Annotated in this window: 18 protein-coding genes, 1 tRNA gene and 1 pseudogene; 5 read left to right on the forward strand and 15 right to left on the reverse strand. The window is 53.0% G+C overall.

From position 1 onward, the window contains the following. Positions 1 to 114: 114 nt before the first annotated feature. Positions 115 to 780: a TIGR02466 family protein gene (locus KI231_RS16130; RefSeq protein ID WP_212809067.1), complete on the reverse strand. Its 666-nt coding sequence runs from the start codon at positions 778 to 780 to the stop codon at positions 115 to 117. A gap of 187 nt (positions 781 to 967) precedes the next feature. On the opposite strand from KI231_RS16130, the gene KI231_RS16135 reads away from it, so the two are divergent. Continuing rightward, positions 968 to 1,177 carry a hypothetical protein gene (locus KI231_RS16135; protein WP_103302260.1) on the forward strand — a complete coding sequence of 70 codons (210 nt, stop codon included), beginning with the start codon at positions 968 to 970 and terminating at the stop codon, positions 1,175 to 1,177. A gap of 20 nt (positions 1,178 to 1,197) precedes the next feature. Here the strand turns inward: KI231_RS16135 and KI231_RS16140 are convergent, their stop codons facing one another. Both KI231_RS16140 and KI231_RS16145 read right to left on the reverse strand, forming a co-directional pair. Beyond that, complete coding sequence (locus KI231_RS16140) at positions 1,198 to 1,611, reverse strand: cupin domain-containing protein (protein ID WP_212809068.1); 414 nt, start codon at positions 1,609 to 1,611, stop codon at positions 1,198 to 1,200. 123 nt (positions 1,612 to 1,734) lie between these two features. Then, positions 1,735 to 2,637, reverse strand: a complete 903-nt coding sequence (locus KI231_RS16145) for a transcriptional regulator GcvA (protein WP_212809069.1) — start codon at positions 2,635 to 2,637, stop codon at positions 1,735 to 1,737. A 109-nt stretch (positions 2,638 to 2,746) separates the two neighbouring features. On the opposite strand from KI231_RS16145, the gene gstA reads away from it, so the two are divergent. The 3 genes from gstA (at position 2,747) to KI231_RS16160 (ending at position 6,234) form a co-directional block, all read left to right on the forward strand. Then, positions 2,747 to 3,358 carry a glutathione transferase GstA gene (gene gstA / locus KI231_RS16150; protein ID WP_212809070.1) on the forward strand — a complete coding sequence of 204 codons (612 nt, stop codon included), beginning with the start codon at positions 2,747 to 2,749 and terminating at the stop codon, positions 3,356 to 3,358. 84 nt (positions 3,359 to 3,442) lie between these two features. Next, complete coding sequence (locus tag KI231_RS16155) at positions 3,443 to 3,823, forward strand: RidA family protein (RefSeq protein ID WP_123464338.1); 381 nt, start codon at positions 3,443 to 3,445, stop codon at positions 3,821 to 3,823. A gap of 422 nt (positions 3,824 to 4,245) precedes the next feature. Continuing rightward, positions 4,246 to 6,234 carry a peptidase U32 family protein gene (locus KI231_RS16160; protein WP_212809071.1) on the forward strand — a complete coding sequence of 663 codons (1,989 nt, stop codon included), beginning with the start codon at positions 4,246 to 4,248 and terminating at the stop codon, positions 6,232 to 6,234. Between the two features lie 115 nt (positions 6,235 to 6,349). Here KI231_RS16160 and KI231_RS16165 read toward each other — a convergent pair. Continuing rightward, a tRNA-Gln gene (locus KI231_RS16165) sits at positions 6,350 to 6,424 on the reverse strand. A 318-nt stretch (positions 6,425 to 6,742) separates the two neighbouring features. On the opposite strand from KI231_RS16165, the gene KI231_RS16170 reads away from it, so the two are divergent. Continuing rightward, positions 6,743 to 7,771: an alpha/beta fold hydrolase gene (locus KI231_RS16170; protein ID WP_212809072.1), complete on the forward strand. Its 1,029-nt coding sequence runs from the start codon at positions 6,743 to 6,745 to the stop codon at positions 7,769 to 7,771. A gap of 213 nt (positions 7,772 to 7,984) precedes the next feature. Here the strand turns inward: KI231_RS16170 and KI231_RS16175 are convergent, their stop codons facing one another. From KI231_RS16175 to KI231_RS16225, 11 genes and pseudogenes are all read right to left on the reverse strand, one after another. Continuing rightward, entirely contained in the window at positions 7,985 to 8,341 is a 357-nt protein-coding gene (locus KI231_RS16175) for a DUF6124 family protein (protein WP_212809073.1), read from the reverse strand. A gap of 118 nt (positions 8,342 to 8,459) precedes the next feature. Further along, positions 8,460 to 8,825, reverse strand: coding sequence for a DUF6124 family protein (locus tag KI231_RS16180; RefSeq protein WP_212809074.1), 366 nt, complete (start codon positions 8,823 to 8,825; stop codon positions 8,460 to 8,462). Positions 8,826 to 9,259: 434 nt separating this feature from the next. Beyond that, on the reverse strand, positions 9,260 to 10,054 hold the full coding sequence (locus KI231_RS16185; RefSeq protein ID WP_212809075.1) for a nitrilase-related carbon-nitrogen hydrolase: 795 nt from the start codon (positions 10,052 to 10,054) through the stop codon (positions 9,260 to 9,262). A 171-nt stretch (positions 10,055 to 10,225) separates the two neighbouring features. Beyond that, positions 10,226 to 10,348: pseudogene (locus tag KI231_RS16190) on the reverse strand (GlxA family transcriptional regulator); the annotation flags it as partial. An 88-nt stretch (positions 10,349 to 10,436) separates the two neighbouring features. Further along, positions 10,437 to 11,033 carry a hypothetical protein gene (locus KI231_RS16195; protein ID WP_212809076.1) on the reverse strand — a complete coding sequence of 199 codons (597 nt, stop codon included), beginning with the start codon at positions 11,031 to 11,033 and terminating at the stop codon, positions 10,437 to 10,439. Between the two features lie 172 nt (positions 11,034 to 11,205). Then, positions 11,206 to 11,562, reverse strand: a complete 357-nt coding sequence (locus tag KI231_RS16200; protein ID WP_212809077.1) for a hypothetical protein — start codon at positions 11,560 to 11,562, stop codon at positions 11,206 to 11,208. Between the two features lie 178 nt (positions 11,563 to 11,740). Continuing rightward, positions 11,741 to 12,196 (reverse strand): hypothetical protein, encoded by a 456-nt coding sequence (locus tag KI231_RS16205; RefSeq protein WP_103302270.1) that lies wholly within the window; start codon positions 12,194 to 12,196, stop codon positions 11,741 to 11,743. A 182-nt stretch (positions 12,197 to 12,378) separates the two neighbouring features. After that, positions 12,379 to 13,005, reverse strand: a complete 627-nt coding sequence (locus tag KI231_RS16210; protein ID WP_212809078.1) for a hypothetical protein — start codon at positions 13,003 to 13,005, stop codon at positions 12,379 to 12,381. 145 nt (positions 13,006 to 13,150) lie between these two features. After that, entirely contained in the window at positions 13,151 to 13,885 is a 735-nt protein-coding gene (locus KI231_RS16215) for a hypothetical protein (protein ID WP_212809079.1), read from the reverse strand. Positions 13,886 to 13,968: 83 nt separating this feature from the next. Continuing rightward, a complete protein-coding gene (locus KI231_RS16220) occupies positions 13,969 to 14,535 on the reverse strand; it encodes a suppressor of fused domain protein (protein WP_212809080.1) in 567 nt (188 codons plus the stop codon). A gap of 242 nt (positions 14,536 to 14,777) precedes the next feature. Continuing rightward, entirely contained in the window at positions 14,778 to 14,933 is a 156-nt protein-coding gene (locus tag KI231_RS16225) for a hypothetical protein (RefSeq protein WP_212809081.1), read from the reverse strand. Positions 14,934 to 14,942 lie beyond the last annotated feature (9 nt).

Here is a 14,942-nt window from a genome sequence, read left to right on the forward strand (position 1 = left end):
GATTATAGCGATATCGTCAATGCACACGACCTCCGGGCGAATCCATTACATGACAGGGAATCATGGGCTCAAAGGCGCGGGCCGGAGCCGGGGCAACCAGCGCAAAGACCTTCATCAAGCGCCAAAGTTGAAGGCGATGGAAATTCGCGGCCTCGTCCCCTCATAACGTTTTACTGAATGCATCAGCCACGACGGAAACATGAGAAAAGTTCCACTTCTGGCGGCGCACGTACAGCTGAATCCGGCCGTCAGGCAATCTTCAACTCTCATGCGCAGAGCCGGATTGTAGGTCGATGCAACCATGCCGCGTGGATCTATAAACTCAAGATCACCGCCAACGTCCGGGTCATCCTCGCGGCCGCCATCATCGACCCAGTACACCCCTGACCAGAACGCACCGGGGTGACCGTGGAGTGCATTGCTGTGACCCGCTTCGTTGACGTTGGCCCAGGCATTGAGCTTCCATTCGAAAGCGGGCTCGGTCAGTCCGTATTGATCGCTGTGCACCGCTGTCAGTTGAACGGCGAACTCTGTGGCAAATCTGACCAGAGCATTGCAAGCATCCCCTCCCCACGCCGGGAAATCACTCGAGGATTGCCAGCCGCCGTCATTGCTGCGCTGTGCACCGTTGCGATCTTTGGCCATTCGCCGGGTAATCAGGGTTTTCAGCTCGTCGTTGAGCTTTTCTGCATCCGGATACTGAATACTTGCCAGCGGCGTTGTGAACAGTCGACGAATCTTTATCAGTTGAGGGTCTACCCGATTACAAGTCGACGGCATTGGCGATTCTCTACAGGACATTCGTTACAACAAACTATATGCGGCGCCCTGTAAGACTGAAGTAAACCTTTGTTAAAAATAGCGTTGAAAAAGTTAAATAGCGGATGGTGCAACTATGCTTTCAACTGCACCGCAATCCGCCATCGTGCTAAAACGCCAGCCTCCAGTCGTACAGGAAAGTCTCTGAATGCCCAAGAAACAGCCAGCCACCCGAGAGGCCGCAAGCGCCGCTGACATCGAGCGTTCTATCCAGGCCTTGAACAAAATGGCCGAACGCCTGTGGGGCGATGGTCGAGAAGCGGAAGCCAAAGCGCTGCTCGACGCGCTTGATGCGTTAAACCGGGCGCTGGACCGGATCAGAATTGGCGAAAGCCGCCGAGCAGCGACACTCCATTGAAACGCCGCAAAAGCGCAGTGCTACGGCTTGAGAATCAATAACGGATCGCCTTTCTTCACAATATACGTCGCCAACTCTGAGCCCTTGTCAGTGCCGATGTTGCTGGCGATATGCGCAACACCCTCCGGGATAAACAGCGAATCCCCAGCCTTCAGCGTCACGGGCGCCCTGCCCTCCAGTTGATATTCGAAGGTGCCGTTGATCACGAACGCCACCTCGACACCGGGATGCGCATGCCGTGGCGAGGTCACGCCCGGTTCGAAATCGACCCGTGCCTGAATCACTTCGCGATCGGCGGCGCCGAGGTCCTGGCGTACCAGATCGGTACGGCTCAGACCTTGCTGCCAACTCTTGGGTGTTGCGTCAGCGGCATGTGCGGCGCCGGCCAGGGACGCGAGTATTGCAGCGGTAGCCAGAAACAATGGACGGCGCATGATGTTGACCTCTCGAACGTAGTGGTGGTGTGACCGCTACTTTGCGCAAGGCATGTAAGGGTTATGTGTCGTAAACCTGCCGTTTGTTATTGGCGTGTGTCCCCGGCCGAGATTGATACACGCTTATACAAACGTTTCGCTGCTTTGCTGCATCAGCCATGTTCTCAGGGCGACGATTTTCTTCGAGTCCGCTGTTTCATGCGGCGTCACCAGATAGAAACCCAGATCGTCTTGCAGACGCAGATCAAACGGCGCCACCAGTCGGCCCGCCCGCAGATCATCATCCACATAGGTTGAGCGCCCGATGCATAAGCCCTGCCCGTCGACGGCGGCCTGCACCGCCATCATTGCCAGATCGAAGGTCAGCCGTGGTGCTTCGGCCAGTCGAGGTGGCTGCCCTGCCGCGCGCAACCAGAGGTTCCAGTCGCCGGCGGTCATGCCACTGACTTGCAGCATCGTGTTGTTGATCAAGTCGGCGGGTGTGTTCAGTGCCTTCGTGCCGCTGAGCAATGCCGGACTGCACACCGGAAAGACCTCATCGGACATCAGGAAATCAGCGCGCAAGTCCTTCCAGTCACCTCGACCATAGCGAATCGCCGCATCAATACCGCCGTGATGAAAATCCACCAGATCGGTGGATGCACTGACCCGCACATCGATATCCGGAAAGGCTTTTTGAAACGCCGGCAGGCGCGGCAATAGCCACTTGGACGCCACTGACACCAACGTGCTGATGGTCAGCACATCGTTGTTGCGCGACGCCAGCAACTGCTCCGTCGAATAGCGCAATTCATGGAATGCCGAGCGTACACCCGGCAAGTAGGCGTGCCCGCTTTCCGTCAGCGCCAGGCCGTCCTTGAGTCGCAGAAACAGCGGCACACCCAGCTCTTCTTCGAGGCGGCGGATCTGGTGACTGATGGCGGTCTGGGTGACGTTCAGCTCTTGCGCAGCCTTGGTAAAGCTCATGTGGCGAGCGGCACATTCGAAGGCTCTCAAGCCATTGAGAGAAGGCAACCTGACCACCATGTGACACTCCATGCCCATGAGATTTTGTCATACGCTATCACTCGAAATGACCTTTGCGAAAGCTTCGGCGACGGTGGATTCTAGCGCCTTCTTTCAGCAAGGAACCGCCATGAAACTGTATTTCGCGCCGATGACCTGCTCGTTGTCACCGCACATTGTGCTGCGGGAACTCGACCTGCCCTTTGAACTGGTTCGCGTGAACAACCAGACCAAACGCACAGCCGACGGCCGTGACTTTCGGGAGATCAATCCCAAGGGCTATGTTGCTGCGCTGGTGCTGGATAACGGTGAGGTGCTGACGGAGGGGCCGGCGATTGTGCAGTTTCTCGCTGACCAGGTTCCCGGGAACGCATTGGCGCCGGCTCAGGGCACTTGGGAGCGCACGCGGTTACAGGAACACCTGAATTTCATCAGCAGTGAAATCCATGGCGGCAGCGCGCCGCTGTTTAACAGCGAGATCCCGCAGGCGGTCAAGGCGATCTTCAAACACACCCTGTTCAAGCGGCTGGACTTCCTGAGCCAGATGCTTGCGACGCAGGATTACCTGATGGGCACATTCGGTGTCGCCGATGCTTATCTGTTTACCGTGCTGCAATGGCTGCCGGTGTTCAAGATCAACATCGAGCAGTGGCCGACGCTCGCTGCCTACATCAAGCGCATTGCCGAACGCCCGAGCGTGCGCGCGGCCATTGCAGCAGAAGAAGCCACACTGCCGATCTGATCTGTGCCGTTTGCCTTAACGGGCCATGTCGCCCGTGAATCTGTAAACTGGCGCGATCCTTACTCACTCGAACAAGAGATCAGCATGGCCAACCAAGACATCACCTTTACCCCGGATCCGGACGCCGACTCCATTTCCTCCGACGTCGCGACCTTCGGTGGGATCATGGTCTCCACCCAGATCCCGACCCGTGCCGATGGCAGCCTGGAACTGGGCGGCATCACCGAACAAAGCGAATGCACCCTGCAAGCACTGAAGGTTGCGCTGGAACGCGCCGGCAGTTCGATGGATCGGGTGATGCATCTGACCATCTACCTGACCGACATGGCTGACCGCGCAGCATTCAACGAGGTGTACAAGCGCTTCTTCGCCAAGCCGTGGCCTGTGCGTGCGGCGGTCGGCGTTGCCTCGCTGGCCGTTGAAGGCATGCGTGTGGAAGTGACTGCGATGGCTGCAAAGGCCTGATCCGACTCGATGTTGTAAACCACTGTGGGAGGGGGCTTGCTCCCACAGGTTTTGGTGTCGTACGCAAGGTTTTGTGGCGGTACAAATCATCGTGGGAGCTGGCTTGCCAGCGATGGCGTCGGCACATCACACATTGATGTCGCCTGATACTCCGCTTTCGCTGGCAAGCCAGCTCCCACAGGTTTTGGTGTCGTACGCAAGGTTTTGTGGCGGTACAAACATTGTGGGAGCTGGCTTGCCAGCGATGGCGTCGGCACATCACACATTAAAGTCGCCTGATACTCCGCTATCGCTGGCAAGCCAGCTCCCACAGGTTTTGGTGTCGACCATTGCATCTGTGCCATCGGGCAGCGCAGGCGTGCCGGGCGCGCGTTTCGCGGCTACAATGCGCGCCTAACCGTGACAGCCTGACTAAAAAAACTATGTCCTTGCCCAAGCATCATCTGGAATTGCTCAGCCCTGCCCGCGATGTCGCCATCGCCCGTGAGGCGATCCTGCACGGCGCCGACGCCGTGTACATCGGTGGCCCGAGCTTCGGCGCCCGCCACAACGCCTGCAACGAAGTGAGCGAGATAGCCGGTCTGGTGGAATTCGCCCGCAAGTATCACGCGCGCATCTTCACCACCATCAATACCATCCTGCACGACAACGAACTGGAGCCGGCGCGCAAGCTGATCCATCAGTTGTACGACGCCGGGGTCGACGCGCTGATCGTTCAGGATCTGGGCGTGATGGAGCTGGACATTCCGCCGATCGAGCTGCACGCCTCGACCCAGACCGACATCCGCACGCTGGAGCGGGCGAAGTTCCTCGACCAGGCCGGTTTCTCGCAACTGGTGCTGGCCCGTGAGCTGAACCTGCAAGAAATCCGCGCGATCGCCGACGAAACCGACGCCGCCATCGAATTCTTCATTCATGGCGCGTTGTGCGTGGCGTTCTCCGGCCAGTGCAACATTTCCCACGCGCAGACCGGGCGCAGCGCCAACCGTGGCGACTGCTCGCAGGCCTGCCGTTTGCCGTACACCCTCAAAGACGAAAAGGGTGGCGTGATCGCCTACGAAAAACACCTGCTGTCGATGAAAGACAACAACCAGAGCGCCAACATCCGTGCCCTGGTCGAAGCCGGTGTGCGCTCGTTCAAGATCGAAGGTCGCTACAAAGACATGGGCTATGTGAAGAACATCACGGCCTATTACCGCCAGCGCCTCGACGACGTGCTCGAAGATCGTCCGGACCTGGCCCGCGCCTCCAGCGGCCGCACCGCACACTTCTTCCTGCCGGACCCGGAAAAGACGTTCCACCGTGGCAGCACCGACTACTTCGTCACTGATCGCAAGATCGACATCGGCGCCTTCGACTCACCGACCTTCACCGGTCTGCCGGTGGGCACCGTCGAGAAAGTCGGCAAGCGTGACATGCAGGTCGTGACCCACGAACCGCTGTCCAACGGCGATGGCCTGAACGTGCTGGTCAAGCGTGAAGTGGTCGGTTTCCGCGCCAACATCGCCGAGCCAAAAGGCGAGTTCGAGGAAGACGGCGAGAAGCGCTATCGCTACCGCGTCGAGCCGAACGAAATGCCCGAAGGCCTGTTCAAGCTGCGCCCGAGCCACCCGCTCAATCGCAACCTCGACCACAACTGGCAACAGGCGCTGCAAAAGACCTCTTCCGAGCGTCGTGTGGCCCTGAGCTGGTTCGCCCGTCTGCGTGAAGAACAGCTGGAAATCACCGCTACCAGCGAAGAAGGCATCAGCGTCAGCGTCACCCTCGCCGGTCCGTTCGGTGTGGCCAACAAGCCTGAGCAAGCGCTGGAGCAATTGCGCGATCTGCTCGGCCAGCTCGGCACCACGCAGTACCACGCCACCGACATCAAACTCGATGCGCCACAGGCCTTCTTCATCCCCAACTCGCAGCTTAAATCCCTGCGCCGTGAAGTGATCGAAGCCCTGACTGCCGCCCGTGTCGCCGCGCATCCGCGTGGCAGCCGCAAAGCCGAAACCAGCCCGCCGCCGGTGTACCCGGATTCGCACCTGACGTTCCTCGCCAACGTGTACAACCAGAAGGCGCGCGACTTCTACCACCGTCACGGCGTGAAGCTGATCGATGCGGCGTACGAGGCGCACGAAGAGCCAGGCGAAGTGCCGGTGATGATCACCAAGCACTGCCTGCGTTTCTCCTTCAACCTGTGCCCGAAACAGGCCAAAGGCGTGACCGGTGTGCGCACCAAAGTCGCGCCAATGCAGTTGATCCACGGCGATGAAGTGCTGACGCTGAAGTTCGATTGCAAGCCGTGCGAGATGCACATCATCGGCAAGATGAAAGGCCACATCCTCAACCTGCCGCAACCGGGCAGCGTGGTCGGCCACATCAGCCCCGAAGACCTGATGAAAACCATCCCGCGCGCACCGCACTGAGTGCTTGGCGGGTACGGTGCTTAGGCGCCGTACTCGCCTGCCCTGCTTCGCGGCGGGACAAATCGCAGGCATAAAAAAACGCCAACTTCTTGCGAAGTTGGCGTTTTTTCGAATATGGCAGGGGCGGCTGGATTCGAACCAACGCATGGCAGGATCAAAACCTGCTGCCTTACCGCTTGGCGACGCCCCTACTGCTCTTTCCAGCGCCTCGTTGAGGTTCGCTGTGAGAACGGGGCGCAATTTACCAAGGTTTTTCCGCTTTGTGAAGCGCGAAATGAAATATTTTTTGTTTTAAAACAGCGACTTATTATTTTGGCTGGATTCTGGCCACTGATCTGCCCGTTTGGCGCTGTGTATCACACTGTGTACGAACCCCGCCGCGATACATCGCCACTCAACTACGACCCTCTTCGACACAGGCCAGATACGTCCCCACGCTGAAATGCACCCAAGGTTTGAAGGATTCATTCAGAACCCTTGGCCAAAGGCTCGCACAGGAGACGTCACCATGAAGATGGCACTGCACACCCGCAAAACCGCTTTCGGACTTTCGATGCTGGCGCTGTCGCTGTTCGGCGCTTTTGGCACGGCTCAGGCACAAACCACTGAACCTGCTGCGGTCAGCTATTCGGCGCCCTCGCTCTTCGGCCCGCTGAAACATGTGCAGGCGGGTGTGCTGGATGTGGCCTACGCCGAAACCGGCCCGGCCGATGGCCCGGTGGTGATTCTGCTGCACGGCTGGCCCTACGACATTCACAGCTACGACGAGGTCGCGCCGTTGCTGGCAGCCAAGGGTTACCGCGTGCTGATGCCATATGCGCGGGGTTATGGCGATACGCAATTCCTCTCCAAGGACACCCTGCGCAACGGCCAACCGGCGGCGCTGGCCAGTGACGTCATCGATTTCATGGACGCACTGAAGATCAAGCAAGCGGTGCTCGGCGGCTATGACTGGGGCGCACGTTCGGCGGACATCGTCTCGGCGCTGTGGCCGGAAAGGGTCAAGGCGCTGGTCTCGGTCAGCGGCTATCTGATCGGCAACCAGGCCGCCGGGCAGGATCCGCTGCCGCCCAAGGCTGAATTGCAGTGGTGGTATCAGTTCTACTTCGCCACCGACCGTGGTCGCGACGGCTACCAGAAAAACACCCACGACTTCGCCAAGCTGATCTGGCAACTGGCGTCACCGCAGTGGAAATTCGACGACGCCACCTTCGACAGTTCCGCCAAAGCGCTGCAGAACCCGGATCACGTCGACATCACCGTGTTCAACTATCGCTGGCGTCTGGGCCTGGTGCAGGGCGAAGCGAAATACGCAGCACTGGAACAAAAACTGGCCACCGCGCCGTCGATCAGCGTGCCGACCATCACCCTTGAAGGCGACGCCAACGGCGCACCGCACCCGGCGCCCGAGGATTACGCCAAGCGTTTTACTGGCAAATATCAGTTCCGCTTGATCAACGGCGGGATTGGCCACAACTTGCCGCAGGAAGACCCGCAGGCGTTTGCGCAAGCGGTGATCGACGCCGATCACCTGTAGAAAAAAAGCAGTCAGTCGCAAAGGCTGACTGCTTGATTATTTGAGGGTGGGATTGAGGATTGAGGGATGGTCACGTTTTGCAGATTCTTTGCCTGTACTGGCGTTATCGCGAGCAGGCGAAGGCCTACATTTGAAATGCGTTCCCCCTGTAGGAGTGAGCCTGCTCGCGATGACGCCCGACCAGACACCATCAACCCCGACTAACGTGCGCGATCAATCGGTTGGCACAACAAGATCCAACGCCTTGTTCACCGCCAACTCTCCCAACATGACCACTTGCGCAATGCCCAGCAGCGTATGGCGATTTGATCCCTCTAGCACCCCGGCAAAATTGCCGAGCATGACCGAGGCGGACGCCAGGGACCCGCAAGCGTTGGTCAGCAACGACTCAGTGTCTGCTTGCGGGTTGGTCATGAACAGAGCGTTGGGTGTGTAAGGTGTGGCCATGATCGCGGCAGGCAACAGGTAATGATCAAGCGCCCGCTCGGCCGCTTCGTGGAGCTTTCTTGAATTGGGCGATGCGTACGGGGACACCAGGTCTGTGGCCGTTGGTTCGGGTGGCTGGGACATCAGCTGAAACTCCAGACAAGAACCGTTTGAGGTTCTTTGATAGAAGGCGTGAAGCGTCGCGATCGCGGACGCTTCTGTGCAATGAGGGGGCAAGCCCCCTCACCCATCTGCGTTGCGACTAGTTCGGCAAGCGCTGGTTATCCAGGACTCGACCGATCACCAACTCGCTGAGCATGATCACCTGTTGCAGGATCAGCATCTTTCGGCGTTGCGAACTGTCGATCAAGTCGGCAAGTTCACGGGCCATGTCACTGGCGGAAGACAAGGTTTCAGTCGCCTCGACGAGCAGTGTTTCGTTATCCACCGTCGGGTCGATGAGGTAGATCCTGCCGGTTTTGCGGGTGGGGATTGAGGTCTTCAGTGCTGAGGGATTGAGATAAAAGTTGATGGCGCGTTCAGTGGCCTCTTTGATGTTCTGAGGTTCGAGCGCGGCGTCGTAGGGGATTGGGTCGGTTTCTGGCGGATTCGGCGTAATTTTGAACATAGATGACACTCGCTTAGCAAAAATAAGGAGCCATCACTCACGCTACCAAACGAGGGTGGTGACCATTACGCAGGTTGGTAGACCGGTCTAAGCGAGTAAACCCCGGCGCTCCCGAAGGAGCCCCACGCATGGCCACCATATAACACCGAGCCCCGAAAAGAGACTGCATATAGCGGCGCATAACGCTTAGAAAACGGGCTACCAAACCCGATCACTGTTTTGCAGTGACAGGGAAACGATACAGCCCGCCTCAAGGCGCGTAAGCCGGCGGATTCTGGCGTACGCGTAGGCAACGGCGCAAGGTGTTGTAGCCGTTATGGCGTAACAGTGCGTGTAAGTTAAACGTGTGCGCGAAATGGTGTTTAAGCAGCCTGCATGCCCTGGTGCTGGGATGCCTTGGCAGAGTTGGGCCAGATCGCGTTATTGCCATCGGTTCATTTTAAGTGTGGGCCAGATAAAGCGTAGCGGCTTGCCTCTGCCATCAAGTCATCGCACATAGGATTCGCCTTGAGGACGTGTGCAGCCGGGTCGATTATCGACAAACCCAGCGACGTCTCTTCTGTGGCGCAAGTCCAGACTTCTCCCATAGGCCCGACAATCTGGCTTTCACCTCGGAATGTCGCCTCTTCCCCTTCATACATTTCCACACCCGTACGATTGGCACAGATAAGCGGAGTGGCGTTTTCCATTGCGCGAATGCGCGCAAGCTGGGTTGTCCAAGGCCCACCATAGTTGGCTGGACAACACAGTAACTGCGCACCTTCGCGCACCAACAGGCGAGCGGCTTCTGGCATCCAAAGGTCGAAACAGGTCAGAACACCGAAACGGCAGAATCCGTCATCGAAACACTCCAATGAATCGCCTGGGGTGAAGATCAGCTTTTCTATACGAGACAGGTGGCACTTGCGTTGCTTGCCCAGCCAGCGTCCTCGCGATACGACAATCGCCGTATTGTAGATTTGATCGCCGTCACGCTCGGCGATACCCGCAATCAGCGTTGCATTCTTCTCCGCCGAAAGTTGCAGTAAGAATTGCGCCGTCGGCCCATCGAGCGGCGATTCAGCATGAAGAGACAATGCCTCACGCGAGTCGTGAAAGTAGCCGATGGTGCAAAGCTCGGGCATTACCAAGAGATCAAATTGTGCCGAGCCAACCGCATCGCGAATTTTATTGAAATTTGCGGCTGGGTCACCAAATGAAACCGGGTACTGCAAAAAAGCGGTCAGCATGAATTCTTACAACCATTTTTGGGGGGGATCTGAGCCCGGGATTATCTTCCCTTGGAAGGCGTCAAGTTTGGACTATTTCTTTACCGAATGTCAGGCAAGCCACCCAATTCGCATCAGATCAGTCGACCGCCTGGAAATACCGAAGTGAGCTCGGGCTGGCAACGGCGAGGGTTATTTGACGAGGCGTTTTTCTTTTGATGGGCGATAGCCGAAGTAAGAGCTGTGGCATTTGCTGAAATGGCTTGGCGAAACGAACCCGCATGCAACCAACACTGCCACCTGCGACAACTCGCTCAGGCTATCATCAGCCTGCTTCACCGAGTCCGGGTTACTCGTTGTGCAGCAACGGCTACCCGTTATGGTTGTATTAAAAACTTTTCAACTAACCTAACTGGAGAAAAAACGCACCACACCCGGTTCCTTTCTTATCTGAAAAATTATCATCCAGAAAAAGATATCCCATACCATCGGACAATATACCTTTGTTATTGGGCAGAGAGATGTCTATATCCCCACCATAAATAGACAACCGTCTGCGTCCTATATTTGATGACATGGATGGCTGCAACCACGCGTCTATGCCATCAAGTTTAGACGCCAAATTTTCATCATCATCAGAGTCAGGATTCGACGAAAGTAGAACTCTTCCACAATCCAATAAATTATTGGACGCTCCTATTCGTTCTTCGCTGGATCGGACATATCCTATAACAACAGCTTCAGACACTCCATTCAGAGCTCTTAGCTTCCTGTAATGGACTACCTCTCCCGGCAGGTACGGTATAAAAATCGAGATCCAATAATCTTCATTCATTAGCGCATCTGCAAACCATGAACCAGGAAAGGAGATTAGATGTGTAAGTGGCTGTCCATCTGTCGAGTGAGGCCAAACTACATCGCTCGGCAGATAGACTCCTCCGCCAGCATAGGCGTCGGCTTTCGTAGGCACTTCTTGGGTAAAAACCAACTCATTAAACATCTGTATCTCTCCGGTAATTTATTGGTCACAGCAGCAGTTAAGCGAATTTACATATTGGCCAGAGCGTTTGCGCAGGCGCCTGGCCTGCGAAGCCGACATTCGAGACTGACGGACGGCTCGTTGCCAAACGTCCATTTGCCGTTTAGAGGGTTTATCCGTTGCAGCATTAACGTCAGTTATCCAAGAATGTTAGTAACTGTGTAATCACGGATTCACCAGAAGAGGCCAATACCACCCTAATCTCGGCAGAACTTCCACTAGCAGACACTATGCCCCTACCAAGCACTTCTCCACCGGAAGTACACAAATCCAAGTAAACAATAAAATTCCCGGCATCAATTTCCTCTCCATCGAATACAAGTTCTACTTCACCAGGAAGAAATGTGACATAGGCGCTGAATTTATCGCCCGAATACTCGTAGTGACCATAATTTCTTTTTAGTACTATGCCTAGACGTCTCGAAGCCTCTTCGTGAATATCGCCTAAAAACTTATCAAGAACGTCAAGTATTTCCTGTCGCTCACTCATTATTTTGTCACCCTGTGGATAATCGATTTCAGTACGCCATTGGTCAGTGGGGGATTCTCTCTGGTACTCGCCCACTCTTTCAGTTTAGAGTCGGGATCAACCTTTTCTCCTTTTCCCTTGCATGACTTTGGAACTGTAGGCTCGGCTAGATCTACCCGAGGGGCAGCACCATAGCTGATCAGATTTTGAGTAGGTCACCGTAAAAAAACATATCATCAAATGAGAAAATGACTTTCGAACTCTTGGGAATTAGCAGTAATGAATTTTCATCAGAAGGGTAAAAAAAATCATTCCAAGATTTTAAAAAAACTTCACGTGGGACAATTCCTGCCGAGGACCGCCCCCAAAAAAACCATATGAAATCAGGAAAGCTCAGTCGTTCCACAAAGAATTTTAAAGGCTCAGACTTACATTCAAAGTCCAAAGCAACCTTCTCTTGCAGTTTGAAAGCATTGTTATCCAGCCCCATCAAGTCTTTAACTGGAATGAACGTATCCCACAGTCGTTGTGATTCCAGAGTTCCAAATAAGACTATTCTTTTCTTATCACTATCAGATAATAGGCAGTCCAGAGCATTGAACCGCCAGGCGATCGGATAGACATCTTCATCTATTTGATATTTATTCTTACTCATGACATATATGTCCTGCGCCGTCTGTTTTTACCTTCACTCCAGCTCTTCCACTTCGTTAAAGGTGACAGATTTATATAATGAAAAATGATGCAAAAATAAAAAGTACAGGAAGCAAAAATCGTATTCTGCGACTACTTGCCCGAATTTCAGAAGGCGACTTCGAGAAAAAGATTTTTTTCAAGTTAATAAATTGGAAGTTTAGATGGATCATCAACCATTATCCACTCTGCGAACTCTCCAGCAATACCGCCAAACTCGTCAAAAAAACAACTTAAGTCACCAGAAAAAACATCAAACGCGCCATGTCCATATTCGCCTGAAATTTTCGCGATCGCGACATATTGGCAGGTATTTTTGAAAAAACTGTATACATCTTGGCATATGAACAACTCATCACTCTGCAAAAAAACAGTCAGTATGGGAGGCGTAGTTTTTTCCACGCTTCGATGCCTTGAGAGTATTTCATATTTTTTGACATCTATTTCGTATCGTCTATGCGCATTCACTGCGCGCTCGAACTCCCCTTCTTTATCTCTAAACATAAAGAGCGGCATATAACGAAGTTCTTTATTTGATGGCGATTGCAGTTTTCCATTAATATCAATGTAGTAACACCTAGCAATTAACGACTTAATCGCCGCGAAGCCCTGTGTAGTTCTATCGAAACCAATGGAACCATTTTGATCTCCAGAGGCTAGCAGTGCGAAATCGTCATCAATTCCTGCCGGGATACTCCTAATACGACTGCTAGTGAACTTTTTGAAAGTATCGAATTTTGCCCGATAACAAATAATTTTGTAGTTCTTCACACTCCCCCCCGGACAAATGAATATTCTCAACTCACTTTTTCTGTTCTTTGCATGAACATGTGGAATACTGGAATCTATCAAAGACAGACTGGATTTAAATAGTATTAAAAACGTGATCTGCCCCTTAAAAACTCCACCAGATACATCATTCGTAAAATTGCTTCATGGCAGGCCTGACCAGCAGTGCGTAATCCTTGTTTATTTTCTCCATTTCCAGAAAAGCTTCATCTTCAATAGCCTGAATCAAGGTCAAGAATTGATTTGACGGCAATTTATCCCTCCACAGATATAAATGACTTAAAGACAGCGGAGAGTTATAAAGCTCATTGAAACTCCCACAAAGCGCATCAGGAACATCCGACATTATGCCCTTCATATACTTATCCCAATCAGTTGAAGCCTCCTTCCACAACTCATCAATATCGTCCCAATCAAGATCTGTTTCTGCCTCGAGAGGCAACTCCAGATTTTGGACCTGCATCACTGCTTCGATCAGAGCGTCAGAAACTTCAATCTGAAATTCATCGACGTCCAACCAATACAGCCGAATAGATACATTCGTTATAAGCCTAATCGAATTGGCGTTTTCGTTTAATATTTGTTTACTGATAACTTCGTAAAGCTCGGAAAATTTACTGATGATAAAACCGGAATCTTTCAGAGCTGCAAGCCTCTGAAAAAAATCGTTTTGCGTCTTGGCGACTCTAACTTCAGAAAAGTCTGCATCATAATAATAATTTGACCCTCCCTTCATTATCTCAAGGGCTTCTGCTCTTGCGGCATATTTTATATCATCTAGATTTGCAGCAAACCGTTCACCAAGCAGTTTTCCAGAAAAACAGTCCGTGCTTGCAATAAATATAACGTGATCAAAATTCATTTAGCGACCTGCTGAACACATAGGAGCCGAGCGTTCCTGGTGTTGATAACAACTGATAAAGCATTCACACCTCCCTCGCAGAGCTAATCCACAACACTTTTTCGACTTAGAGAAAACACATCGACAGACGAATTCTCAAGTAGCGCCTCAAAGGCATCAGCTCCGTTATCTTTTATATAACTAAGCTCAGAATCAAATATCGGAACAAGCCACGCAAAAATACAGCTGACATCATCCCTGCCAACACCTTCATGAGAAAAAGATTCATCTCCAAAAAAAACTGGGGGCTTGACCCATACGGCGGAAAAAAGGTGATTCTCAAAAACAACTCCTTCCCTTTGGACCAATTGATTATTCAATAATGCATAATTCGAAGCAAGTGCATCGTCTGCAAACTGTTTCACTATTGCTACCGCGTTCTTTGGAACCTCATGCTGATCAACAGATAGCAATAGCTCATGAAATATTATTTGTGGGGAAACGGCGGACTTAAGTCCTACATTCGAAAGTCCTAATGTGCAGAATGATACGACACCCTCTACACTCCCATCCCGACACTCAACGATTTGATAGGGATGCGCATCTTCAGAAAAACTCCATCCTTTTGAAATTTTTCCAAAATTTTTCTCGATGTGTTCAATAACGCTCACTTTCGATTTCCTTCTCTGCGGTTGCAGGATGCGCATTTTAGAATGACGCCCGCCGAATAATTGTCGAGAACCTCTTTTCGACTCGCGCCGTCCGGGAAATCCATTATATTAAAAGTTCGGAATGGTAAGCCCATGACCATCAGCGGACCATCCGAACTCAAGACAGAACCTGAAAAGCCTAATCCACTAATAACGTCAACAATAAATACGACGCCATTTAAAAGCTAACAGAGACAGTCCTTTCACGAGGTTTGAATTACAAACTCTCCCGCCAACAAATCTTCACCGACAATATTGCTTTTCAATAAAATATACCCCATATCACCGACAAAAATACTCTTATGGCTAAGTGCCGCTTTATTAAGCCGAGAATTATTGATCTGAAGAACATAAGTCAAGCTATCTCG

Source organism: Pseudomonas sp. Seg1, assembly GCF_018326005.1.
Lineage (GTDB): Bacteria > Pseudomonadota > Gammaproteobacteria > Pseudomonadales > Pseudomonadaceae > Aquipseudomonas.